Origin of the sequence: Flavivirga aquatica, from assembly GCF_001747085.1 — a bacterium.
Classification (GTDB): domain Bacteria; phylum Bacteroidota; class Bacteroidia; order Flavobacteriales; family Flavobacteriaceae; genus Algibacter_C; species Algibacter_C aquatica.
Map to the genome: position 1 here is coordinate 237,557 of NZ_MDJD01000043.1, position 23,502 is coordinate 261,058.

19 protein-coding genes, 5 tRNA genes, 3 rRNA genes and 1 pseudogene are annotated in these 23,502 nt (G+C 33.9%); 18 read left to right on the forward strand and 10 right to left on the reverse strand.

What is annotated here, in order from left to right; genetic code table 11:
• Positions 1-48: 48 nt before the first annotated feature.
• Positions 49-1,203: a 5-(carboxyamino)imidazole ribonucleotide synthase gene (locus A8C32_RS10540; RefSeq protein ID WP_069830391.1), complete on the reverse strand. Its 1,155-nt coding sequence runs from the start codon at positions 1,201-1,203 to the stop codon at positions 49-51.
• A 386-nt stretch (positions 1,204-1,589) separates the two neighbouring features.
• Between A8C32_RS10540 and A8C32_RS19945 the strand changes: the two genes are divergently transcribed.
• The 9 genes from A8C32_RS19945 (at position 1,590) to A8C32_RS10585 (ending at position 11,060) form a co-directional block, all read left to right on the forward strand.
• On the forward strand, positions 1,590-2,699 hold the full coding sequence (locus A8C32_RS19945; RefSeq protein WP_083253317.1) for an adenylate kinase: 1,110 nt from the start codon (positions 1,590-1,592) through the stop codon (positions 2,697-2,699).
• A gap of 136 nt (positions 2,700-2,835) precedes the next feature.
• Positions 2,836-3,834 (forward strand): GTPase ObgE, encoded by a 999-nt coding sequence (gene obgE / locus A8C32_RS10550; RefSeq protein WP_069830392.1) that lies wholly within the window; start codon positions 2,836-2,838, stop codon positions 3,832-3,834.
• A gap of 921 nt (positions 3,835-4,755) precedes the next feature.
• A 16S ribosomal RNA gene (locus tag A8C32_RS10555) occupies positions 4,756-6,273 on the forward strand.
• Between the two features lie 87 nt (positions 6,274-6,360).
• Positions 6,361-6,434, forward strand: a tRNA-Ile gene (locus A8C32_RS10560).
• 74 nt (positions 6,435-6,508) lie between these two features.
• Positions 6,509-6,582: transfer RNA gene (locus tag A8C32_RS10565), tRNA-Ala, on the forward strand.
• A 190-nt stretch (positions 6,583-6,772) separates the two neighbouring features.
• Positions 6,773-9,597: ribosomal RNA gene (locus tag A8C32_RS10570) — 23S ribosomal RNA — on the forward strand.
• A gap of 151 nt (positions 9,598-9,748) precedes the next feature.
• Positions 9,749-9,856: ribosomal RNA gene (gene rrf, locus A8C32_RS10575) — 5S ribosomal RNA — on the forward strand.
• Together the 16S, 23S and 5S rRNA genes with 2 tRNA genes alongside form the textbook arrangement of a ribosomal RNA operon.
• Before the next feature lie 135 nt (positions 9,857-9,991).
• Positions 9,992-10,498 carry a helix-turn-helix domain-containing protein gene (locus A8C32_RS10580; protein WP_069830393.1) on the forward strand — a complete coding sequence of 169 codons (507 nt, stop codon included), beginning with the start codon at positions 9,992-9,994 and terminating at the stop codon, positions 10,496-10,498.
• A gap of 7 nt (positions 10,499-10,505) precedes the next feature.
• A complete protein-coding gene (locus A8C32_RS10585) occupies positions 10,506-11,060 on the forward strand; it encodes an IS630 family transposase (protein ID WP_123803390.1) in 555 nt (184 codons plus the stop codon).
• Positions 11,061-11,071: 11 nt separating this feature from the next.
• Here the strand turns inward: A8C32_RS10585 and A8C32_RS21100 are convergent.
• The 6 genes and pseudogenes from A8C32_RS21100 to A8C32_RS20200 all read right to left on the reverse strand — a co-directional run.
• Positions 11,072-11,236 (reverse strand): annotated as a pseudogene (locus A8C32_RS21100) (transposase); the annotation flags it as partial.
• Complete coding sequence (locus A8C32_RS10590; RefSeq protein ID WP_069830394.1) at positions 11,223-11,411, reverse strand: hypothetical protein; 189 nt, start codon at positions 11,409-11,411, stop codon at positions 11,223-11,225. The pseudogene A8C32_RS21100 and the gene A8C32_RS10590, both read right to left, overlap by 14 nt.
• A 28-nt stretch (positions 11,412-11,439) precedes the next feature.
• Complete coding sequence (locus tag A8C32_RS21480) at positions 11,440-11,688, reverse strand: IS1/IS1595 family N-terminal zinc-binding domain-containing protein (RefSeq protein WP_432416492.1); 249 nt, start codon at positions 11,686-11,688, stop codon at positions 11,440-11,442.
• A gap of 219 nt (positions 11,689-11,907) precedes the next feature.
• Entirely contained in the window at positions 11,908-12,237 is a 330-nt protein-coding gene (locus A8C32_RS10600) for a YegP family protein (RefSeq protein ID WP_069830396.1), read from the reverse strand.
• A 285-nt stretch (positions 12,238-12,522) separates the two neighbouring features.
• Positions 12,523-12,705 (reverse strand): transposase, encoded by a 183-nt coding sequence (locus A8C32_RS20195; protein ID WP_093455642.1) that lies wholly within the window; start codon positions 12,703-12,705, stop codon positions 12,523-12,525.
• Between the two features lie 24 nt (positions 12,706-12,729).
• Positions 12,730-12,924 (reverse strand): hypothetical protein, encoded by a 195-nt coding sequence (locus tag A8C32_RS20200; protein ID WP_093455636.1) that lies wholly within the window; start codon positions 12,922-12,924, stop codon positions 12,730-12,732.
• 423 nt (positions 12,925-13,347) lie between these two features.
• Between A8C32_RS20200 and A8C32_RS10610 the strand changes: the two genes are divergently transcribed.
• The gene (locus A8C32_RS10610; protein ID WP_083253318.1) at positions 13,348-13,899 is read left to right on the forward strand and encodes a cupin domain-containing protein; all 552 of its coding nucleotides are present in this window, start codon (positions 13,348-13,350) and stop codon (positions 13,897-13,899) included.
• A 114-nt stretch (positions 13,900-14,013) separates the two neighbouring features.
• On the opposite strand, the gene A8C32_RS10615 is transcribed toward A8C32_RS10610, so the two are convergent.
• Complete coding sequence (locus tag A8C32_RS10615; protein ID WP_069830397.1) at positions 14,014-14,541, reverse strand: RNA methyltransferase; 528 nt, start codon at positions 14,539-14,541, stop codon at positions 14,014-14,016.
• Between the two features lie 126 nt (positions 14,542-14,667).
• Here A8C32_RS10615 and mutS point away from each other — a divergent pair, with 126 nt between their 5' ends.
• The 7 genes from mutS to A8C32_RS10650 all read left to right on the forward strand — a co-directional run bounded on the left by mutS (position 14,668) and on the right by A8C32_RS10650 (position 21,413).
• On the forward strand, positions 14,668-17,280 hold the full coding sequence (gene mutS, locus A8C32_RS10620) for a DNA mismatch repair protein MutS (RefSeq protein ID WP_069830398.1): 2,613 nt from the start codon (positions 14,668-14,670) through the stop codon (positions 17,278-17,280).
• Positions 17,281-17,377: 97 nt separating this feature from the next.
• A tRNA-Gly gene (locus A8C32_RS10625) sits at positions 17,378-17,449 on the forward strand.
• Between the two features lie 27 nt (positions 17,450-17,476).
• Positions 17,477-17,560: transfer RNA gene (locus tag A8C32_RS10630), tRNA-Leu, on the forward strand.
• A gap of 594 nt (positions 17,561-18,154) precedes the next feature.
• The gene (locus A8C32_RS10635; protein WP_069830399.1) at positions 18,155-18,754 is read left to right on the forward strand and encodes a Crp/Fnr family transcriptional regulator; all 600 of its coding nucleotides are present in this window, start codon (positions 18,155-18,157) and stop codon (positions 18,752-18,754) included.
• Between the two features lie 287 nt (positions 18,755-19,041).
• Entirely contained in the window at positions 19,042-19,917 is an 876-nt protein-coding gene (locus tag A8C32_RS10640) for an alpha/beta hydrolase (protein ID WP_069830400.1), read from the forward strand.
• Between the two features lie 60 nt (positions 19,918-19,977).
• Positions 19,978-20,685: a hypothetical protein gene (locus tag A8C32_RS10645; protein WP_069830401.1), complete on the forward strand. Its 708-nt coding sequence runs from the start codon at positions 19,978-19,980 to the stop codon at positions 20,683-20,685.
• 2 nt (positions 20,686-20,687) lie between these two features.
• Complete coding sequence (locus tag A8C32_RS10650; RefSeq protein ID WP_083253319.1) at positions 20,688-21,413, forward strand: M23 family metallopeptidase; 726 nt, start codon at positions 20,688-20,690, stop codon at positions 21,411-21,413.
• Positions 21,414-22,084: 671 nt separating this feature from the next.
• Here the strand turns inward: A8C32_RS10650 and A8C32_RS10660 are convergent.
• Positions 22,085-22,363 carry an Arm DNA-binding domain-containing protein gene (locus A8C32_RS10660; protein ID WP_069830404.1) on the reverse strand — a complete coding sequence of 93 codons (279 nt, stop codon included), beginning with the start codon at positions 22,361-22,363 and terminating at the stop codon, positions 22,085-22,087.
• A 115-nt stretch (positions 22,364-22,478) separates the two neighbouring features.
• Between A8C32_RS10660 and A8C32_RS20655 the strand changes: the two genes are divergently transcribed.
• Positions 22,479-22,577: transfer RNA gene (locus A8C32_RS20655), tRNA-Leu, on the forward strand.
• A 38-nt stretch (positions 22,578-22,615) separates the two neighbouring features.
• On the opposite strand, the gene A8C32_RS10665 is transcribed toward A8C32_RS20655, so the two are convergent.
• Positions 22,616-23,311, reverse strand: a complete 696-nt coding sequence (locus A8C32_RS10665) for an IS110 family transposase (protein WP_349267245.1) — start codon at positions 23,309-23,311, stop codon at positions 22,616-22,618.
• Between the last annotated feature and the right edge of the window lie 191 nt (positions 23,312-23,502).

The window sequence follows — 23,502 nt, forward strand, 5'->3', positions numbered from 1 at the left end:
AAATGAATTTATATTATTTAAAATTCCTTAATTGCGTTCAGGTAAACATTATTTGCTAATTACTTTAATCGTATTTTTTACTTGTTCTGCAACTTTTCTAGCATCACCTAAATTTTCATTTACAATAGTTACATGTCCCATTTTTCTAAATGGTCTAGTTTGTTTTTTACCATAAATATGAGGAGTTACTCCGTTCATATTCATAATAATTTCAATATTTTGATATACTACATCTCCAGAAAATCCTTCAGCGCCTACTAAATTAACCATGACACCATCAACCTTACTATCTGTACGACCTAATGGTAAGTCTAATATAGCTCTAATATGCTGTTCAAATTGAGAAGTATAACTAGCTTCAATGGTTTGATGCCCAGAATTATGAGGTCTTGGTGCTACTTCATTTATCAAAATTTCGTCGTTTTGTGTTTGAAACATTTCAACAGCTAACAATCCAACATGATTAAAAGCGTTCGATACATTTAAAGCAATTTCTTGTGCTTTTTTTGCTAAACTGCTATCAATCCTTGCAGGACAAATAACATATTCTACTTGGTTAGCTTCAGGGTGAAATTCCATTTCTACAACAGGAAATGTTTTAGTTTCACCAGATACACTACGAACAACAATAACAGCTAATTCATTTTTAAATGGTACTAAGGTTTCTGTAATACATTCAACATTAGGTAAACCTTCTAAATCTTCAAGTGATTTTACAATTTTAACACCTGTTCCATCATACCCAAATTGAGCACATTTCCATACAAAAGGAAGGTTTAATCCTCCATTTTTAATAGCTTCATTAATTTCAGAAGTATATGCAAAACGAGAAAAAGGCGCAGTTGGTAAATGATTATCAACATAAAACAATTTTTGAGTTGCTTTGTTTTGTATGGTACGTAATGTTTTTGATGATGGATATACTTTTATACCTTCTTTTTCAAGAGCTTCTAAAGCATCCACATTTACATTTTCAATTTCAATAGTTAGTACATCGACTTGTTTTCCAAAATTATAGACATCATCATAGTTCATTAAATCACCTAAATGAAATTCATTACTTGCAATTTTACAAGGCGCTTCATTACTATCATCTAAAATACACGTATAAATATCAAATTTTCTAGTATCGTTAAGTAACATTTTACCTAATTGACCGCCACCAAGAATACCAAGTTTAAAATTTGAAGAAAAGTAGTTCATTGAGTTAGTTTTAAATAGAACTATCTCGATTAGTTTCGAGAATCGAAATGCAAAAATACATTTATACTAAATCAATCACAAAATTAGGCTAATAATTCATTTGTTTTTATGCAGTTTCTTTAGATCTTGTTTAAACTTTAAGAATTGGCTAAAAAATAACGTGTCTGTTTTAGGATTTTTTACCTTTTGTAGTTATGGTTTTTAATTTAAAGAGTTTTAGCTTAAAATAGAATTGAGAATTTTTGTTTCAACTATAAAAAGTTAAGGCTGTTCTTAAATTTTATGCTTTAATAACAAGTAAAATTAATTAGTCCTTAAATCGTAAATCAAAAAATCGTTATTCGATAATCTATTGATTATCTTTGCTCCTTTAAAAATTAGAACCCGTGATAAAGCTACACGATAAATATTTTAAACCATTTATTTCTGCAAAACAAATTGATGATGTTATGCAACGTTTAGCTATAGAGATTTCTGAAGACGTAGGTGACGAAATACCAGTGTTTGTAGGTATTTTAAATGGCTCATTTATGGTAGTAAGTGATTTTGTGAAAAAGTATCCAAAACCATGTGAGGTTACTTTTATAAAGTTAGCATCTTATGAAGGAGTTAAATCTACCGAAGATATACAAAGATTAATTGGCTTAACTCAAGATTTAACAGGACGTACTGTAGTGATCTTAGAAGATATTATTGATACAGGAAAGACATTGGCAGAGGTTCATAGAATTTTTAAAAATGAAAAGGTGAAATCGTTAAAAATAGCAACGCTATTTTATAAACCAGAAGCCTATAAAAAAGACTATAAATTACATTATGTTGGTATCGAAATTCCTAATAAATTCATTGTAGGTTATGGATTAGACTACGACGGATTAGGAAGAAATTTACCAGAAATATATCAAATAAAAGAAACGCAACACATGACAAACTTAGTGCTATTTGGCCCTCCTGGAGCAGGGAAAGGAACGCAGGCAAATTTTTTAAAAGAGAAATATAACCTAGTACATATTTCTACAGGAGATGTTTTTAGGTTTAATATTAAAAACGAAACCGCTTTAGGGATGCTTGCAAAATCTTATATAGATAAAGGAGAGTTAGTTCCAGACCAAGTAACTATTGATATGTTAAATGCAGAAGTTGAAAAAAATGCAGATGCTAATGGGTTTATTTTTGATGGTTTTCCTAGAACAAATCCTCAAGCAGAAACCCTTGATAAATTAATGGAGAGTAAAGATTCACAAATAGATGCGATGATTGCTTTAGAAGTAGATGATGAGGTTTTAGTACAACGTTTACTTGAAAGAGGAAAAACTAGTGGTAGAGCAGATGATGCCGATGAGTCTATTATTAGAAATCGAGTAAAAGAATATTACGATAAAACAGCTATATTAAAAGATTACTATGCAGATCAAAATAAATATTTTGGAGTCGATGGTATTGGAAGTATAGAAGATATTACAGTACGTTTGAGCACGGTAATTGATGCGTTGTAATTACTGTTCAATATAAAATTTTAATAAATACAAAAATATCTTTTCAACTTGAAAAGATATTTTTGTATTACTATACCAATTTAAGATTTAAAAGAAAAGAGCGAAAACTTTTAAATCATAACTTTTAACTTGACTTATGACTGAAGGAAATTTTGTAGATTATGTAAAGATGTATGTTAGCTCTGGTAAAGGAGGCAAAGGGTCGGTGCATTTACATCGCGAGAAATACATAACCAAAGGAGGTCCAGATGGTGGAGATGGTGGTCGTGGCGGTCATGTTATTTTAAGAGGAAGATCTAATCTTTGGACATTACTGCACTTAAAATTTAAAAAACATATAAGGGCAGGTCACGGAGAAAATGGCGGTAAAAGCCGAAGTTTTGGAGCCGATGGAGAAGATATGTACATAGATGTACCATTAGGAACCGTAGTACGAGATACAGAAACAAACGATATCATTTTTGAAATCACAGAAGATGGAGAAGAAAAGATTATCGCTCAAGGAGGGAAAGGAGGTTTGGGAAACTGGCATTTTAAGACATCAACAAACCAAACACCGCGTTATGCGCAACCAGGTTTACCAATGGAAGAAAAGTACCTAACCATGGAGTTAAAAGTACTTGCAGATGTAGGTTTAGTAGGGTTTCCAAACGCAGGGAAATCAACATTATTATCTGTTGTAAGTTCAGCAAAACCTAAGATTGCAGATTATGAATTTACCACCTTAAAACCTAATTTAGGAATTGTAGAATATCGTGATTTTCAAACTTTTGTTATGGCAGATATTCCTGGAATTATTGAAGGAGCAGCAGAAGGTAAAGGATTAGGGCATTACTTTTTACGTCATATAGAACGTAACTCTATTTTACTTTTTATGATTCCAGCAGATGCGCCAGACATTAAAAAGCAATACGATATTTTATTGGACGAATTACGTCGTTACAATCCAGAAATGCTAGATAAGGATCGTATTATAGCCATTACTAAATGCGATATGCTAGATACAGAGTTGCAAGCAGAATTAAAAATTGAATTAGATAATGAGTTACCTATTCCATACACCTTTATTTCGTCTGTGGCACAACAAGGTATTACAGAACTTAAAGATATGCTGTGGAAAATGTTGAATAATTAGGGCGTTACCACAAGGGTCGGGCTTTACATTACAATCTTTTCTTCGTACCTCAAAAAAGGATTTTCATTTCAATCCCTAACGCAACTAATAGTTGTTTAGTTATTTAGATTTTAATAGGTTATTTGTTTTGTTATTTGATCGTAATAAGGATCTGTGCGTATAATAATTTCATTAAACTTGATTAATTCAAGAAAAATTTTGTTTTTGATGCCCACAGTGCTTTCGTAGTTAATAACCGTATGAATGATTAAAAATATACAAACAGAAAATACCTAATCTCAAGTTTTCCTTAATTATTTTAAGCTTAAATATTACATTTAATTCGTATATAATTATGTGTTATTTATAGTTAAAAGAAGATGAGAAATCAAAATAGTAGTTTTCTGAATAAGAATTCTTAATAAAATTTAATAATGAAAGTTTATTGATAAAAGAGTTAAGTTGTATTTAAGAGAGTTTGTTTCATTATTAATAATTACTAGAAACGGGAAAGCCTTATAAATTTTTTTTTTTTTTGTATAAATAACTGATTAGTATTTGTTTATGTTTTATAGAGGTGCTATGATCCAAAAAAGGTTAAAAAAGGTGTTGAATAAACAAAAAAGGGTTGTAGGTTTGCATCCGCTAAAAACGGCATTAGTTGTTGAAGGCATACGTTCATAAGAAGTTTTACTAATCGGTTTTAGAAGTTAAAAAAAAACTTTAAAAAAAGGTTAAAAAAGTTTTGTGAGAATAAAAAAGGGTTTTATATTTGCACCCGCTTATCAAGGAAACGCGATAAGAAAAGCAAGAAAACAAGTTCATAAACATATTGAATTGACAGCGTAAGATTTTAATTGGAAACGGTTAAGATTAGACAAAGAGAATAAACCATTTTGAGTACTAGAGATTCTGATTAATTGTTAAGATATTAAAAAAATAACGATGAAGAGTTTGATCCTGGCTCAGGATGAACGCTAGCGGCAGGCTTAACACATGCAAGTCGAGGGGTAACATTGTAGCTTGCTACAGATGACGACCGGCGCACGGGTGCGTAACGCGTATACAATCTACCTTATACTGAGGGATAGCCCAGAGAAATTTGGATTAATACCTCATAGTATGTTTAATTGGCATCAATTAGACATTAAAGGTTACGGTATAAGATGAGTATGCGTTCTATTAGCTAGATGGAGTGGTAACGGCACACCATGGCAACGATAGATAGGGGCCCTGAGAGGGGGATCCCCCACACTGGTACTGAGACACGGACCAGACTCCTACGGGAGGCAGCAGTGAGGAATATTGGACAATGGAGGGAACTCTGATCCAGCCATGCCGCGTGCAGGATGACTGCCCTATGGGTTGTAAACTGCTTTTATACAGGAAGAAACTGCTCTACGTGTAGAGATTTGACGGTACTGTAAGAATAAGGATCGGCTAACTCCGTGCCAGCAGCCGCGGTAATACGGAGGATCCAAGCGTTATCCGGAATCATTGGGTTTAAAGGGTCCGTAGGTGGATAATTAAGTCAGGGGTGAAAGTCTGCAGCTCAACTGTAGAATTGCCCTTGATACTGTTTATCTTGAGTTATTATGAAGTAGTTAGAATATGTAGTGTAGCGGTGAAATGCATAGATATTACATAGAATACCAATTGCGAAGGCAGATTACTAATAATATACTGACACTGATGGACGAAAGCGTGGGGAGCGAACGGGATTAGATACCCCGGTAGTCCACGCCGTAAACGATGGATACTAGCTGTTCGGTTTCGACTGAGTGGCTAAGCGAAAGTGATAAGTATCCCACCTGGGGAGTACGTTCGCAAGAATGAAACTCAAAGGAATTGACGGGGGCCCGCACAAGCGGTGGAGCATGTGGTTTAATTCGATGATACGCGAGGAACCTTACCAGGGCTTAAATGTAGATTGACATGTTTAGAGATAGACCTTTCTTCGGACAATTTACAAGGTGCTGCATGGTTGTCGTCAGCTCGTGCCGTGAGGTGTCAGGTTAAGTCCTATAACGAGCGCAACCCCTGTTGTTAGTTGCCAGCATTTCAAGATGGGAACTCTAACAAGACTGCCAGTGCAAACTGTGAGGAAGGTGGGGATGACGTCAAATCATCACGGCCCTTACGTCCTGGGCTACACACGTGCTACAATGGTAGGGACAGAGAGCAGCCACTTGGCGACAAGGAGCGAATCTATAAACCCTATCACAGTTCGGATCGGAGTCTGCAACTCGACTCCGTGAAGCTGGAATCGCTAGTAATCGCATATCAGCCATGATGCGGTGAATACGTTCCCGGGCCTTGTACACACCGCCCGTCAAGCCATGGAAGCTGGGAGTGCCTGAAGTCCGTCACCGAGAGGAGCGGCCTAGGGTAAAATCGGTAACTAGGGCTAAGTCGTAACAAGGTAGCCGTACCGGAAGGTGCGGCTGGAACACCTCCTTTCTAGAGAAAGACAATTAAGAAGTATTATAACTATAATAATAAATAGTTTATTCTCGCAGCTGTTAATTTAAGAATATAAAATAGTAGAGTCTCATAGCTCAGCTGGTTAGAGCGCTACACTGATAATGTAGAGGTCGGCAGTTCGAGTCTGCCTGAGACTACTAAAAAAAAAGAGGAAATTCTAGAACTGAGAATTCTAAATTCACATTAAGGATTCTAAACGAAGAATTACAATGGGGGATTAGCTCAGCTGGCTAGAGCGCCTGCCTTGCACGCAGGAGGTCATCGGTTCGACTCCGATATTCTCCACGATTCCATATAAGGAAAGAAGTTCATTGACATATTGAAAAAAGATACATAAAAATTTAAGATTAGATTGATCTAATAATAAATAATATAAAGGATTAATTAGAATCACGAGCGATTTCTAATTAATCACAGATAGTTTATATAAGATTTTTATATAAATTATAGTAACTCATTAAAAAAGCAAAAAGTACAATAAGCTAAATAAGGGCGTATGGGGAATGCCTAGGCTCTCAGAGGCGAAGAAGGACGTGATAAGCTGCGAAAAGCTGCGGGGATCAGCACACATGATTAGATCCGCAGATATCCGAATGGGGCAACCCGGCATATTGAAGATATGTCACCTAGTAATAGGAGCAAACCCGGAGAACTGAAACATCTAAGTACCCGGAGGAGAAGAAAACAAAAGTGATTCCGTTAGTAGTGGCGAGCGAACGCGGATTAGCCCAAACCATTATTGTTACGGCAATAGTGGGGTTGTAGGACCACGATATTTGAAGCACAATGAATTAGAATACTTTGGAAAAAGTAACAATATAGGGTGATAGTCCCGTATAAGTAAAGCGTGTGAATCTAGTGTAATCCTGAGTAGTGCGGGACACGAGTAATCCTGTATGAAACAGTCGGGACCATCCGATAAGGCTAAATACTCCTGAGAGACCGATAGTGAACTAGTACCGTGAGGGAAAGGTGAAAAGAACCCTGAATAAGGGAGTGAAATAGAACCTGAAACCATACGCTTACAAGCGGTCGGAGCGGACTAGATCTGTGACGGCGTGCCTTTTGCATAATGAGCCTACGAGTTACCGTTGCTAGCAAGGTTAAGTGATTAAGTCACGGATCCGTAGCGAAAGCGAGTCTGAATAGGGCGCTTAGTTAGTAGTGGTAGACGCGAAACCGTGTGATCTACCCATGGGCAGGTTGAAGCTGTAGTAACATACAGTGGAGGACCGAACGGATATACGTTGAAAAGTGTTCCGATGACCTGTGGGTAGGGGTGAAAGGCCAATCAAACTCGGAAATAGCTCGTACTCCCCGAAATGCATTTAGGTGCAGCGTTGATTAATAGTTTTATAGAGGTAGAGCTACTGATTGGATGCGGGGGCTTCACCGCCTACCAATTCCTGACAAACTCCGAATGCTATAAAATGTTTATCAGCAGTGAGGGCATGGGTGCTAAGGTCCATGTCCGAGAGGGAAAGAACCCAGACCATCAGCTAAGGTCCCCAAATATATGTTAAGTTGAAATAACGCGGTTGAACTGCTTTGACAGCTAGGATGTTGGCTTGGAAGCAGCCATTCATTTAAAGAGTGCGTAACAGCTCACTAGTCGAGCGGTTCGGCATGGATAATAATCGGGCATAAACATATTACCGAAGCTATGGACAATTAATTGTGGTAGGGGAGCATTGTAGTGTCGTCGAAGGATTACTGTGAGGTATTCTGGAGAATCTACAAAAGAAAATGTAGGCATAAGTAACGATAATGCGGGCGAGAAACCCGCACACCGAAAGACTAAGGTTTCCTCAGCTATGCTAATCAGCTGAGGGTTAGTCGGGACCTAACGCGAACCCGAAAGGGGTAGTGGATGGCCAACAGGTTAATATTCCTGTACCTGCTCACACTAAAAGTGACGGAGGCGTAAATTTGGTGCGTACTGACGGAATAGTACGTTGAAGGGAGTAGTAATACCCCGATAGTACACTGCGACTTCGGTCAAGGTGATAATCCAGAGAAGCGACTTCCAAGAAAAGCGAGTGAAGCAGCCCGTACCCTAAACCGACACAGGTAGTTGGGATGAGAATTCTAAGGTGCTCGAGAGATTCATGGCTAAGGAATTAGGCAAAATAGACTCGTAACTTCGGGAGAAGAGTCGCCACCCTTTGGGGTGGCCGCAGTGAAAAGGTCCAGGCGACTGTTTATCAAAAACACAGGGCTATGCTAAATTGAAAGATGACGTATATGGCCTGACACCTGCCCGGTGCTGGAAGGTTAAGTGGAGGGTTTAGCTTTTAGCGAAGATCTGAAATGAAGCCCCAGTAAACGGCGGCCGTAACTATAACGGTCCTAAGGTAGCGAAATTCCTTGTCGGGTAAGTTCCGACCTGCACGAATGGTGCAACGATCTGGACACTGTCTCAGCCATGAGCTCGGTGAAATTGTAGTATCGGTGAAGATGCCGATTACCCGCTGTGGGACGAAAAGACCCCGTGCACCTTTACTATAGCTTAGTATTGGTTTTGGATAAGTAATGTGTAGGATAGGTGGGAGACTTTGAAGTGGCGTCGCTAGGCGTTGTGGAGTCATTGTTGAAATACCACCCTTTGCTTATCTAGAGTCTAACCTTCAAATGAAGGGACAGTGCTTGGTGGGTAGTTTGACTGGGGTGGTCGCCTCCAAAAGAGTAACGGAGGCTTCTAAAGGTTCCCTCAGCACGGTTGGTAATCGTGCGTAGAGTGCAATGGCATAAGGGAGCTTGACTGAGAGACCTACAAGTCGATCAGGTACGAAAGTAGAGCATAGTGATCCGGTGGTTCCGCATGGAAGGGCCATCGCTCAAAGGATAAAAGGTACGCCGGGGATAACAGGCTGATCTCCCCCAAGAGCTCATATCGACGGGGGGGTTTGGCACCTCGATGTCGGCTCGTCACATCCTGGGGCTGGAGAAGGTCCCAAGGGTTGGGCTGTTCGCCCATTAAAGTGGCACGCGAGCTGGGTTCAGAACGTCGTGAGACAGTTCGGTCTCTATCTACAGTGGGCGTTAGAAATTTGAGTGGATCTGACTCTAGTACGAGAGGACCGAGTTGGACTAACCTCTGGTGTATCTGTTGTTGCGCCAGCAGCATTGCAGAGTAGCTACGTTGGGAAGGGATAAGCGCTGAAAGCATATAAGCGCGAAACCCACCACAAGATGAGATTTCTTTAAAGGGTCGTGGGAGATTACCACGTTGATAGGCTATAGGTGTAAAGGCAGTAATGTCATAGCCGAGTAGTACTAATAACCCATAGGCTTATTGTACGCCTGTTTTTTTAAAAGTTTACAAAAAGTTATATTATAAAATTTTTAAGTATGTCACCTACGGGTGTTTTTCAATATGTTAAGATATTTGTTCATCGTAAAGATGAACGCTGTAGTGATAAGTTAATCACTTATTACCATAGCTATAACTTAAGGTGGTTATAGCGATGGGGCTCACCTCTTACCATTCCGAACAGAGAAGTTAAGCCCATTAGCGCCGATGGTACTGCATTTGTGGGAGAGTAGGTCGTTGCCTTTTTTGATACTGATATTAACTCAGTGTTTAATTAATCCTCAACATTTCTTTGTTGAGGATTTTTTTTTGTCATTGTTTTAAAATAATTATACAAATTTTTTATTTTAATTTTCTCAAAAAAAATTATATCTTTATATTATGGCAAAAAAAAATGATATTCAGATTTCTGAGAGTGAATTAAAGTTGAAACAACTTTACAATAAGGAAACAAGTAGGTTAAAACGTAGTAGGTTAAAAGCATTGCTATTGATAAAGCAAGGAAAATGTAAATACACCAAAGAAGTTGCTAAAAAAGTAAAATATGACCGTCGTAGCATATACAATTGGTTAAAAATGTATGAAGAAGGCGGTCTGGATAATTTATGTACCGTTTCAAGTGGCGGTAACAATACAAAATTACTTAAAGAATCAACAATTAAAGAGATAGACAGATTATTAAATAACCCTAATAGTACTATTACCAGTTATGTAGAGTTATTGTCTATTCTGACTGAAACCACCCAAAAGGACATAACCTATTCAGCACTATATCAACATTGTAAGTCAAAGCACTATTCTAAATTAAAAGTAGCAAGAAAATCACATCATAAAAAAGATGAGCAGGCTGTAGAGGCTTTTAAAAAAACTCCCCAACCTATTAACTAATATTAGAATGCGTCTTAATAAAGATAAGTATGATAGTATTGATATAATGTTTCAAGATGAGGCTAGATTTGGGTTGATGACTCATCAGAAAAGAACCCTCACCGCTAGAGGAGTTCAAGCAAAAGTACACTACCAACATAGCTATAAATATGTATGGCTTTGGGGTAGTTTTTCACCAATAACGGGACATGCCTTTTACTGGGAAACACCAATTGTAAACAATGCTATATTTGAGAGCTATTTAAAAGAACTTAGCCAACAAAACCCAAGAGAGTATAAAATTTTAGTAATAGACAATGCTGGTTTTCATGCTTGTAAAAATATAGAAATACCAGAAAACATTTATCTTTTAAATATACCTCCTTATTCTCCAGAGCTAAATCCAGCAGAAAAAGTATGGCAATGGATGAAGGATAGAATAGCTATGAAGTTTTTTGAATCCATAGAGGATTTACAAAATAGGATAACAGAGACTATACAATTGATGGACGCAAAAATAATTAAATCAATTACAGGATACGAGTTATACACTAAACCTTTTATTGAGAAAATTAAAACATAAAATTGTAGTATATCCAGAGAAGCATCAGCATACATTTGCTTGAGCTTAAGATTTTCTTCTTCAAGTTCCTTTAGTCTTTTTTAATGACTGGTTTCCATACCTCCATATTTCTTGCGCCAATAATAAATAGTGCTTTTATCTATTCCTAATTCACATGCTAATTCAGGAACGCTCCTTACTTACTTTCTCTCCTCGTTTTTTGGGTTTTCTATCTAAATGGCGATTTCCTTTCTCAGAATAAGCAAAAAATAAATCATCACTCTCTAGAATCCCTTGAAAATCCTCTACCGAAACACTAGAAAATGAAGTCAATAATTTATGACGCCAATCAAAATAGGTTTGTATGGACATACCTATTTCTTTTGTACTTTTTCTAATACTATAAGCCAGATAACAAACAGTATAAATATTTATTTAGCTTCTCTTTCTTTTTTATGTTACACCAAAATTCACCAGTAGTCTCACTAAAATTTTTCTTATACCCATTACAAATATAGCGCTGAACTCCTCTTAGCTTACCATTTGCTCGTGTTCGATTATCTTGACAATGAGGGCAAGTCACTGCTTTACTGTCTTTGTTCTCTTTCACGTTACTCTCTTGCAAGGAAAAAGGCAAGAGAGAAGACACAATCTCTTGCTTAGTTAAGGAATCACTACTAATAAAAAAATCTCTAAATCCGAAGGAATCATATAATCTTATTTTTATCAAAGATAATGCATATCTAACTTAGAACTTAGCTCAAAACAATTATCGAAACTTAATCAAATCTGTATATATGATACTATAATAAGCAAAAAACGAGCATACGATTAAACAGGCTCGTTTATAATTTGTTTAATGAAGTTCTTAAGAATTATCTTTCACACTAGCATCTGGAGCATTATTCTTAACTGAAGCAATACCATTTTCCATAGCGTCTGTACTAGAATACATTTCACTAGTTCCAATTATTTGACCATTGGTTGCTTTTAAGTTGAAATATGGACTATTATCTTTAGCTGTTAATCTTTCATACTTAGAATTATCTTGTGAATTCGTTCTAACAGATTCTATACCATTTTCACACGATGATTTAGCTTTATATGCTTCGCTACTTAAAATAACTTGACCATTACCAGCTTTAAGATTGAATCTATATTGTTCAGATTTATCTTTTTTGATTTCGAATTTTCCCATTTTACTATATATTTTTTAATTTAAGATTTAGTTTTAAAGATATAATATTTTTTAGAAAAAATACTACATAAAAAACGAGTATAAAATATATACCCGTTTTGTATCATTAATATTTACTTTGCTTATATCAATTATAATTTAAAACAAGCTTAATAATTTTTATATAAAATTCAGATTTTACAATGTTGATTATATTATTGTTGTTAATTTGTGTTTTTACAGTTTGATTTAACCAATGTTTAAGATCTTTGATATTTTCAAATGTTCTGTTTTTAAATCGTTCTTTTAAATATTGCCATACTTTTCGCAAGGATTTAATTCCGGGGTATATGGCGGTATTCTAATAAGCTTAATATTGTCTGAGATATTTATATTTTTAGTAGAATGAAAACTTGCATTGTCAATGATCAGAACCTTTAATTCTTCGGGTCTAAAAAGAGATAGCGCTTTAAGATAAGCTTCAAAAATTAGGGAATCAACGCCTTCTACTTCCTAGGTAAAATGACTCCCATCAATTGGAGAATAGCTTCCGTACAAATATGTATTTTTAAAAGCTTGCTGGTAACTCACTATAGGTTTTGCGCCTTTAGCGGTAAGAGCAGTACCTACATGAGTCATCAGTCCAAACCTAGCCTCATCTTGAAACATTATATCAATATAATCACACTTATCTTTATTAAGACTCATTCTAATATTAGTCAATAGGTTGGGGAGTTTTTTTAAAGACCTTTATAGCTTGCTCATCTTTTTTATGATGTGATTTTGTTGCTACTTTTAATTTAGAATAGTGCTTTGACTTACAATGTTGATAAAGTGTATCACGTACAAAATATAAATAATCTAGATGTGAGGTTGAGAAAATTTATGGATTCTTTCAATGGAGTAGCAACAAAATATTTGCAAAATTATTTAAACTGGTTCTTAGTACTCGAAAAGATTAGGAACTCAACCAGAAAATGATGACAGTAACAGCCATTGCATTTGCTTCAAATAGTGCCTGGTTTGAATATAAACTACAACTATTCAATATGCTAATTAGAACTTAGTCTATAAAATTTGAATAAAAATATTATTTTAGTCGAATAGTACTATATATTATCACGTTAAGAAATGAGAAAATTAATTATAGAATTATTAGTTATTAGTCTTATTGTTTATAGCTGCAAAAAAAATACTAATGATGAAGTTTCTAAGAATAATCCTGTATCCAATCCTATACATGTAATCAAAGATGAAGGAAAAAAATGGAATATTTTAGGTATGAAAATTATAGGAAAAATTTTAAGTAATGAAACAAATGGAAAATATTCTGTTATTGTAACCGAAACACAGCCAAAAGGTGGTCCACCTATGCATATCCACACAAATGAAGATGAATTATTCTATATTTTAAAAGGTAATTATGAATTTTATTTCGGAGATAAAAGCATAAAAGCAAAACAAGGCGATTTAATCCATCTTCCTAAAGGCATTCCTCATAGTTTTAAAAACACAGACTCTATTCTAGGCATTACCATGAATACAATAACTCCAGGAGGTTTTGAAGGCTTTTTTGATGATATTGCTAATCTTTCAAAAAGAAGTAAACCAACGAAGCTTAAAATAGATTCTATTGCAAGTATTTATGGCGTTAAGTTTGTTAAAAAGAAAATGAATAACTAAAACCTTAGTTAGGTGTATAAATATAAAGTATTGTAACCTTAGAAAACTATTTTTATTTTCACATAAATTAAGGAGTATTAAAACCCTATTCAAAATAGAGTGTTAAATCTCTTGTTATTTTAATTTACTATAAACATCCCAAATAACTACGCCACAACTTACCGAAATATTCAATGAGTGTTTCGTTCCAAATTGAGGAATTTCAATAACGGTATCGCTAACACTAACAACATCTTGAGAAACACCTTTAACTTCGTTACCAAAAACTAAAGCATATTTTGTATTAGTTTTAGGCGTGAAGTCATTAAGCATGGTTGCATTTTCAGTCTGTTCGATAGCACAGATTTTTATATTTTCAGTTTTTAATTTTTCAACTAAATTCATAGTGCTTTCTACATATTCCCATGCAACAGTATCTGTACTTCCTAACGCTGTTTTATGAATATCTTTATGTGGGGGTGTTGCTGTAATACCACACAGATAAATTTTTTCAATTAAAAACGCATCACTTGTTCTAAATACCGATCCAATATTATTTAAACTTCTAATATTATCAAGAACAATAATTATAGGTGTTTTTTTTACATTTTTAAAAGCATCGATGCTTAATCTACCTAATTCGCTGTTTTTTAATTTACGCATTATATAAAGAGTAATTTTTTATTTGTAAATAACTTCTAATATTTCAATTTCTAAAAAAATCAAAATAATGCTACATTAGCAATCTTATAAGATTCGCAAAAATAATACTAATAAATTACTTTACCATTGGCAAAAAAAGCAAAAAAAGAGACTCCTTTAATGAAGCAGTACAATACGATTAAGGCAAAGTATCCAGATGCTCTGCTATTATTTCGTGTGGGTGATTTTTATGAAACCTTTGGTGAAGATGCTATTAAAACAGCAGGGATTTTAGGTATTATATTAACTAAACGTGGAGCTGGTAGTGAAAGTGAAATAGAATTGGCAGGTTTTCCGCATCATTCTTTAAATACCTATTTACCCAAATTGGTAAAAGCAGGCGAGCGTGTAGCTATTTGTGATCAATTAGAAGATCCAAAGCAAACTAAAAACATTGTAAAACGTGGGGTTACAGAATTAGTAACTCCAGGAGTCGCTTTAAACGATGAAGTTTTAGTATCTAAATCTAATAACTTTTTATGTTCTGTGTATTTTGATAAAAAATATATAGGCATTTCGTTTTTAGATATTTCTACAGGTGAGTTTTTAACCTCTCAAGGAAATGCAGAATATATAGATAAATTATTGCAAAACTTTAGTCCCAGCGAGGTACTAGTCTCTAAACAAAAAAGAAAGGCTTTTAATGACACTTTTGGAGACGACCACCATACCTTTTATTTAGAAGATTGGGTATACCAAACAGATTATACTTATGAAACTTTAATTAAACATTTTGATACAAAAACATTAAAAGGCTTTGGTATTGAAGATTTAAATGAAGGGATTATAGCTTCTGGATCTATATTGCATTATTTAGGAGAAACGCAGCATAATAAACTTGAGCATATTACATCTATTTCTAGAATAGCAGAAGATGATTATGTGTGGATGGATCGATTTACCATTAGGAATTTAGAGCTTTACAATTCTACAAATAACAATGCGGTAACACTTTTACATGTTATAGATAAAACCATTTCGCCTATGGGCGGAAGACTTTTAAAACGCTGGTTGGCATTACCTCTAAAAAACGTTGAAAAAATTAAGCAACGTCACGAAGTGGTTAGTTTTTTAACCCAAGAAAAGGAGGTACATCAAAACATTCAAAATCAGATTAAACAAATAGGTGATTTAGAGCGTTTAATTTCAAAAGTAGCTACAACAAAAGTAAATCCGCGAGAGGTTATTCAACTTAAAAACTCATTAGAAGCTATTGTGCCTATAAAAGTTTTAGCTTCAAACTGCGATAATGAATCGCTTAAAATTATTGGAGATACATTACAAAGTTGTGAAGTGCTTCGAGAAAAAGTTAAAGAAACGCTAAGAGAAGATGCACCTGTAAACGTATTGAAAGGAAATAGTATTGCTAATGGATTTTCTGCTGAACTTGATGAATTAAGAGATTTGTCTAAATCGGGCAAAGATTACCTTGATAATATGTTGGCGCGAGAAAGTGAACGTACGGGTATTACATCGCTTAAAATAGCATCAAATAATGTCTTTGGATATTATATAGAAGTACGTAATACGCATAAAGATAAAGTGCCAGAAGATTGGATAAGAAAGCAAACCTTAGTTAATGCAGAACGCTATATTACCGAAGAATTAAAAGAATACGAAGCTAAAATTCTTGGTGCCGAAGATAAAATTCAAGCGATAGAACAACAATTGTTTGCAGAACTAGTAGCTTGGATGAATCAATACATAAAAGCAGTACAACAAAACGCTTATTTAATAGGCCAGCTTGATTGTTTATGTGGATTTGCTCAATTAGCGAAAGATAATAATTATGTATATCCAATCATTGATGATTCTTTTGATTTAGATATAAAAGAGGGGCGACACCCGGTTATAGAAAAACAATTAGCTATAGGAGAAGCTTATATTGCTAATAATGTGTTCTTAGACAGAACAACCCAACAAATCATCATGATTACAGGGCCAAATATGTCTGGTAAATCTGCTATATTACGTCAAACAGCACTTATTGTATTACTAGCTCAAATAGGAAGCTTTGTTCCAGCAGAGTCTGCTAGAATAGGTTTAGTAGATAAAATTTTTACTCGTGTAGGTGCTAGTGATAATATTTCTATGGGAGAATCTACTTTTATGGTAGAAATGAATGAAACAGCATCTATTTTGAATAATATAAGTGATAGAAGTTTAGTTTTGTTAGATGAAATTGGTCGTGGTACGAGTACCTACGATGGTATTTCTATAGCTTGGGCGATTAGTGAATACCTTCATGAACATTCAGGGAAACCAAAAACCTTATTTGCGACACACTACCATGAGTTAAATGAAATGACAGAAACCTTTGGTAGAATAAAGAACTTTAATGTCTCTGTAAAAGAATTAAAGGATAATGTACTTTTTTTAAGAAAGCTAGTTGAAGGAGGTAGTGCTCATAGTTTTGGTATTCATGTGGCGAAAATGGCAGGAATGCCTCAACAAGTTTTACATCGTGCTAATACTATTTTAAAGAAATTAGAAAAATCTCACTCTAATGAAGAACTCACAGATAAGGTGAAATCAATAAAAGATGAAATGCAGCTAAGTTTTTTTAATTTAGACGATCCATTACTTGAAAATATTAAAGATGAAATATTAGAAACTGATATAGATACACTTACACCTGTAGAAGCACTCATGAAACTAAATGAGATTAAGCGAATGCTTGTGAAGAAAAAGCACGCTTGAAAAAAAAATAATATTTTTTTCAAAAAAGCTTTGTGATTCGAAGAAAAGTTTTAAATTTGCAACCGCAATAGCGATATTGCTCGTTCATTTAAAGACTGCGAAAGTAGCTCAGGGGTAGAGCATCACCTTGCCAAGGTGGGGGTCGCGGGTTCAAATCCCGTCTTTCGCTCTGAGACTTTCTTGAAAATATACCAATGCTGAAGTGGTGGAATTGGTAGACACGTTGGACTTAAAATCCAATGTCCATTAGGACGTACGGGTTCAAGTCCCGTCTTCAGTACTAAGCCTTTACAAGATTTCTTGTAAAGGCTTTTTTTATTCAGGTACAATATAGGTACAACATTTGATGTTTTTAATATGTTTAATAGGATTTATGTCTATTTGATATTAAATAGATTGTTTTGAAGAAAGAGGAACTATCCAAAATCTCATTTTTACAGCATTTTTTAGGCTCAAAAAGCCCCTTTAAATTTAGAGACACCGAATTAGCCTCTTTTTAACAAAACTTTAAGGGTTTAGTCATTTTGTATTCTGTTGCTATTAAATAATACTCAAAATAAGTGGTTTTATATATTTAAATAGAAACTATTTACAATTTTGGTGTATTCTCATACTTCAATCCTTCAAAAGCTCGATAATCGTCATAGTGATTTAAAAACGACATTGAACTATCAGGCAAAAAATATAGAGGGCTATCATGCTAGTGGTAACAATTATCCATTAGATTCGTTTAGTTAATATAAAGATAAAATGAGTTTACGATAACCAAAAAAAATCTATCTTGACAATTATGAAATAGTAGCTGTAAATTATGGCTAGTCAGCATAGTTCCCAAAACATGCTTTTGTGAGCAGCTAAATAAAAAAAGGACACCATGGAATTAAAGGAGAAAATAAGAGCGATAGTAAGTTGTGCAAATATATTGAATGAAAAAGAGATTAATCTTATCGTTGAAAAAACAATTGTCAAACAATTCAAAAAAGCTGATGTTTTATTGAGAGAAGGTCAAATTCCGAGTAAGTGTTATATGGTTGTAGAAGGCTGTATAAGAGAATATTTGATTAAAGATGGGGTAGAAAAATCAACCGCTTTTTTTACTGAAGGAGATACATTTTCCCCTTTTGCTCATGACGGAAAGGGTGTGCCTTCTACACATTATTGGGAATGTAGTGAAGATTGTGTACTGACTATAAGTGATCAATCTTTTGAAAAAGAATTAAGAGCAGCACTTCCCAGACTGGATGCTGTTTTTCAACAAATTGCAGTAGAAAAATTGAATAAAGCAAAAGCAGAATGGAGTCATTTTATTTCTTCTTCACCAGAAGAAAGATACCTAAATTTATTAGAAACTAGACCCACTCTCTTTAGCCGTGTTCCTCATCACCAAATTGCAAGCTACCTTGGTATGGAGCCTCAGTCACTTAGCAGAATTCGTAAGAGAATATATAATAATCATTCAACTTCACTTAACTAAACTCTTTTCTTTAGCATTCTTACCGAAGTCAATACTGTAAAAGTATTTACGAACAAATCATAACTGATATTACTTTCCTTTGCTTTTAACTTCATTAATATCCTAATGCTTCCGTGTTATTAGAGTAACAAAGTCTTTTTCATTAATATGTAATGAATTTGATTCATTAAAACTGCAAAATAAAACTAAAGCACATTCACTTTAGTTAATAATAATAAATTAATAGCAGCTAATTTTGCATGGTACTTAACTAATAAACGCATTATGCGTTTTTGCAAAAAAATAACATGAAAAATACAAACTCGTTAAATTTAATTATTTGCACTATTTTATTCACGGCTTTTTTGTCTTGTAATAATGATGATGACGCCCCTTCAAGCACAATAGATCAAATTTCAGATATTGCTGAATTCTATGGCAATTTAGAAGGAGACATTGTCGTTATTCATTCTCAGGGAGGTTCTGGACTTGAACTTGATGACGCTGAAACTTCTAATCAAATAGTAGCTGAACTTGGAATTCAATCAGCAATGTACGTCATGGTGCATCAGGTACAGACAAAAACCCCGATGCTATTCACAGATTCGGATATTACTTTTGAACAAGCAAAAGAGTATAATTTACAGAGTGTCTCTAATATAAAACGTGTTGTTGATTTCTTCAATAATCAACAAGGAAAAACAGTCTATTTACTTGGGATTTCCTATGGCTGTTTAATTGTCCAAGAATTAATAGCTACATATGGAGTTGATGTTGCTGATGGCTATCTTATCCTCGGTAATCGCCTAGATATGGATGACGCAGCTTGGCAAGCTCTTAGCGAAGGTAATTTTCCATATTATACCTATGATAATGATGGCAATTATACTATTGAAGTAGAAAATGATCCTGAATTTGACATTATAGAAGAAAGAAACATGGGAAGATTACTAGCAGGATTAGCTTTTAACCGATATACTGATAGACTCAGCAATGTTTCAAGCCTTTCAAAAGTAACCTATGTCTATGGAGATAGGGATGAAGTAGCTGGACCACTTTCTGCTCAAGAAATTCAATTTTTAAATGATAAAGGTGCAAATGTAATTTTATCTGAAGGCTCAGGGCATGATGATGCAATAGGCGAAGGTGCAGGTCTATTAAAAGAAGTCTTTGGAATAGAATAATACCCTTTAAAGGATAACCAAAAAATAATCTATTCCTAAAATTTATTACTATAAAAGCTCATGACTAAAACAATTCTTTCTTTAGTTTTTCTATTATCAATTTCAAATGTCTTCGCTCAATCAGATTCAATATCTAAAAAAAACAGTTTAGAATTTTCAACGGGTTACACAAATGGCTATTTAAAAAATTTATCATTTGCTCCTGTTGCGCGCTATGATTATAGAGGGTTAAATTATCAATTTAAATATAATCGTATTACCAAAAGAGATAAGCTATTTGAAGTGCAACTAGATTATCTAAATTCGGAATTAGAAACTAATATAATTCCAGAGCCTAATCCCCAATATTCAAAAATAGTACTGAACATTTCTTCATTGAAACAAGTTTATAAAAATGAAAAGCTTAAAATACACTTAGGCTTACAGACTCAATCAAACGTATCTTCTTTTTACGATTGGAAACAATATGATTTTCAACAAAAACTCGGAATCGCCGGTCGCTCTACTTATCAGATAGATGACAAACAATCATTATCATCTAAATTAACAATACCCTTCGTTATGTGGAGAACTTCCACTTTTGAAGAAAGTTTTTATTCATTAGGGAAATACCAAAGTGTGTTATGGAGTACCGACTATAGGTACAAACTTTCTAATAATTTTGATGTAAAAGTAGGCTATAATTTTAATTACGACAGGCTTCAAATTTCTAATGCGTTTAGAGAATTACAACATCAAATTAACTTGGGAATTAACTATAAATTTTAATTATGAAACATCTAAAAATAGTAACATATATCTTATTCATTTTAGTGATAACATCTTGCACAGATACTTTAATGGGTGATGAAGGAAAACTAGACGAAGACATCTATCTAAATTACCAAGCCAAAACAGATTTAGAATTGCCTTTTGAAAGCGAATGGTTTGTGGTTAATGGTGGAAAAACACATTTTGGAGGAGCTCATCATTTTACTAGTCGCGGTGGAGGTGAACGATATGCAATTGATTTTCTTATCGTAGAGGATACGATATTACCCGATGTAACCGTAAGAAAGAAAAATTATACAGGAGATTTTAGACAAAAAGAAAACCATTATTGTTTTGGTAAACGCTTAAATGCACCGGCTGCCGGAAAAATAATAGAAGTTGTAAATACTATTGAAGATAATCAAGTTGGCACTACTAATAACGATGAGCCAGGTGGCAATTATATAGTAATAGACCATTTAAATGGCGAAACCTCGATATTGGCGCACTTAAAAAAAGGGTCTATTATAGTTACCCAAGGTGATACTGTAGTTAAGGGTCAAGAATTGGGACAAACTGGGAATAGTGGTGCTTCTGATATGCCACACTTACATTATCAATTACAAGGGACATCAGGTCAATTAGGGGGATTAGGACTTCCTGCCCAGTTTATGAACTACTATGAAGATGATACTTTTGTAGAACGAGGAGAGCCAGTAAGAAGCCAAGAAGTTAGAAGAAACTAAAAAAAATCGCAGAAAGGGATTGCTTCATATTTGCGAATAGACCCTATAAACCTTCAGTAAATTAATTAACGCCGTTAAAATTTAGGAAACCTTGGTTTTTACAAAGAATAGAACCTTTAACCTGTTGCAACTTTGTCTCATATAATTAAAAAGACCTTATTTAACTTGCATCCATACATTTCAGAGTGGTCGGTAGTTACCGAAGATGTGGACAATGTATTTCGTGTTGTTTCTTTAAACTTAATAGAGAAAGATGTCATTCAATAATGCAAAGTAAGGGTTTTGTATGTGAAGCTTTACCAAACTAATGATTGAAATGAAAACTAAAAGTCTTCGCTTTTAAAAGTGATTAGACTCGTGTTAGCATTTTAATTTTTTGATAAATATAAAGTTATAAAAATGATGAAGAAATTGGAAGAGGCTTATATAAGTAGACGAAATAATGCGTTTATGGTTGAGAAAAAGACATGTGCTCTAGATACTAACAATTCCAGGGCTCATTCCCCTTTTCAATGGGTATTCAAGATTGAAAACAGTAAAGAAATGAGAGGCTTCCTGAGCTCTCTCAAAGATTCTCTACAGTTTTTAGTGGATAACTCCAAAGTTCATCTAAAAAAGCTTTTGCAATTTCAGAAAAGCTTGAGCTATTTGAGTCTTTGTATAATTTGTCCTTAATACGATTTGATGATAAATCTTGTTTTTTCAGCTTGTAAGTCCATAAGCATCTTATTCGCTTCAGATAATTTTTTCACCAACAGATTATTAAGATTCGCTGCATTTGGATGTGATTTTCTAACACGAATATTTTTCTCATCCCAATATTCTAATTCTATATAATGACCGATGTAATGATAGTTGGAATGCCTATTTTTTGAGATTCTAATTGCCAAAGGGTATAGACCATTTTTATTTGGCTTTTTTCGAAGAACAATTTTTGCGTTTGAAGTCATTTTTTTAATACATTAGACTTTAAAGATAATCATTTTAGGTACAACATAGGTACAACAAATATTGATTTTGCTTGATTTTAAATGATATCATAAAAAATTAAATTACTTATAATCAATTGAATATGAATTAGTTTGGTGTTATTTGAGTTAAATATGATTGGACTTAAAATCCAATGTTCATTAGGACGTACGGGTTCAAGTCCCGTCTTCAGTACTAAGCCTTTACATTTTTTGTAAAGGCTTTTTGTTTATCTAAATTTTATTATAATATATTTGGTAAATGGGGTTAAGATAATTCATTTCAGGGTTATGCTGTATAGCAGAAATGGCACACATATTAATAATAGCTTTAAGTTTTTTATCAGAAGTAACAAGATTATAGTTTTTTCTAAGCTCAATGTCATCATCTATAATGGTTTGCATAGCTCTATTAATTTTATCTATTTCTTTAGATAAAGTTATAATCCTCTTTTGTTGAACTTTAAATATGATTTTATATTCTTTAGCTTTATATATTGTTTTCTGTTCTTTTAAAGTAGCCTTAAATCCAGCTCTTTGTTTGTTGAGTTTTGTTCTTAAAGACAAAAGGCTTTTTAGTTTTAAGGTGCTGTTTTTAGGGAGTTTATAAGGTTTTAATTCTTCTCTAAGTCGATAATTATACAAAGCAATACGTTTAGCATTAATTTGATCATCTTTACCACGAACTACCCCTATAGATTTTTTAATTTCTAAACCAGACGCTATAAAAAAGAATAATTTCTGACCAGTTAAGAATACAGATAATAAATGAGAATACATACCTGTGTGTTCAAAAACAAATATTATTCCTTTACTTGAAAATAAAGCATTTTTCGGTAGTGTTAATGTCCCAGTAAGCTTAATATTTTCTGCTTTAACATTTGTAAAATAAATGTCTTCTGAAATATAATTTAAAGGTGTTTTTGGAATCCTGAAGTCTCTGGGTGTTCTGTGCTATAGAAGATAATACAAATAACAACGATGGAATAATTAATTTAAAAATTAGTCTTACTATAATCAATTTGTTTTAAATATGTAACAAATCTATATACTAACGATTTGTGAAAAGTTGAAATTATCATAAACATTTTTGAAATACATTAAGTAGTTTTGCTAATAGA

Coding starts and splice junctions, on each gene's coding strand:
- A8C32_RS20200 (WP_093455636.1), bottom strand. CDS start 12,924: ATGAGTCTTAATAAAGATAAGTGTGATTATATTGATATAATGTTTCAA.
- A8C32_RS10650 (WP_083253319.1), top strand. CDS start 20,688: ATGAAACATCTAAAAATAGTAACATATATCTTATTCATTTTAGTGATA.
- A8C32_RS10590 (WP_069830394.1), bottom strand. CDS start 11,411: ATGTCCATACAAACCTATTTTGATTGGCGTCATAAATTATTGACTTCA.
- A8C32_RS10660 (WP_069830404.1), bottom strand. CDS start 22,363: ATGACTTCAAACGCAAAAATTGTTCTTCGAAAAAAGCCAAATAAAAAT.
- A8C32_RS10600 (WP_069830396.1), bottom strand. CDS start 12,237: ATGGGAAAATTCGAAATCAAAAAAGATAAATCTGAACAATATAGATTC.
- A8C32_RS10585 (WP_123803390.1), top strand. CDS start 10,506: ATGCGTCTTAATAAAGATAAGTATGATAGTATTGATATAATGTTTCAA.
- A8C32_RS10540 (WP_069830391.1), bottom strand. CDS start 1,203: ATGAACTACTTTTCTTCAAATTTTAAACTTGGTATTCTTGGTGGCGGT.
- A8C32_RS10645 (WP_069830401.1), top strand. CDS start 19,978: ATGACTAAAACAATTCTTTCTTTAGTTTTTCTATTATCAATTTCAAAT.
- obgE (WP_069830392.1), top strand. CDS start 2,836: ATGACTGAAGGAAATTTTGTAGATTATGTAAAGATGTATGTTAGCTCT.
- A8C32_RS10635 (WP_069830399.1), top strand. CDS start 18,155: ATGGAATTAAAGGAGAAAATAAGAGCGATAGTAAGTTGTGCAAATATA.
- A8C32_RS10640 (WP_069830400.1), top strand. CDS start 19,042: ATGAAAAATACAAACTCGTTAAATTTAATTATTTGCACTATTTTATTC.
- A8C32_RS10580 (WP_069830393.1), top strand. CDS start 9,992: ATGGCAAAAAAAAATGATATTCAGATTTCTGAGAGTGAATTAAAGTTG.
- A8C32_RS10610 (WP_083253318.1), top strand. CDS start 13,348: ATGAGAAAATTAATTATAGAATTATTAGTTATTAGTCTTATTGTTTAT.
- A8C32_RS10615 (WP_069830397.1), bottom strand. CDS start 14,541: ATGCGTAAATTAAAAAACAGCGAATTAGGTAGATTAAGCATCGATGCT.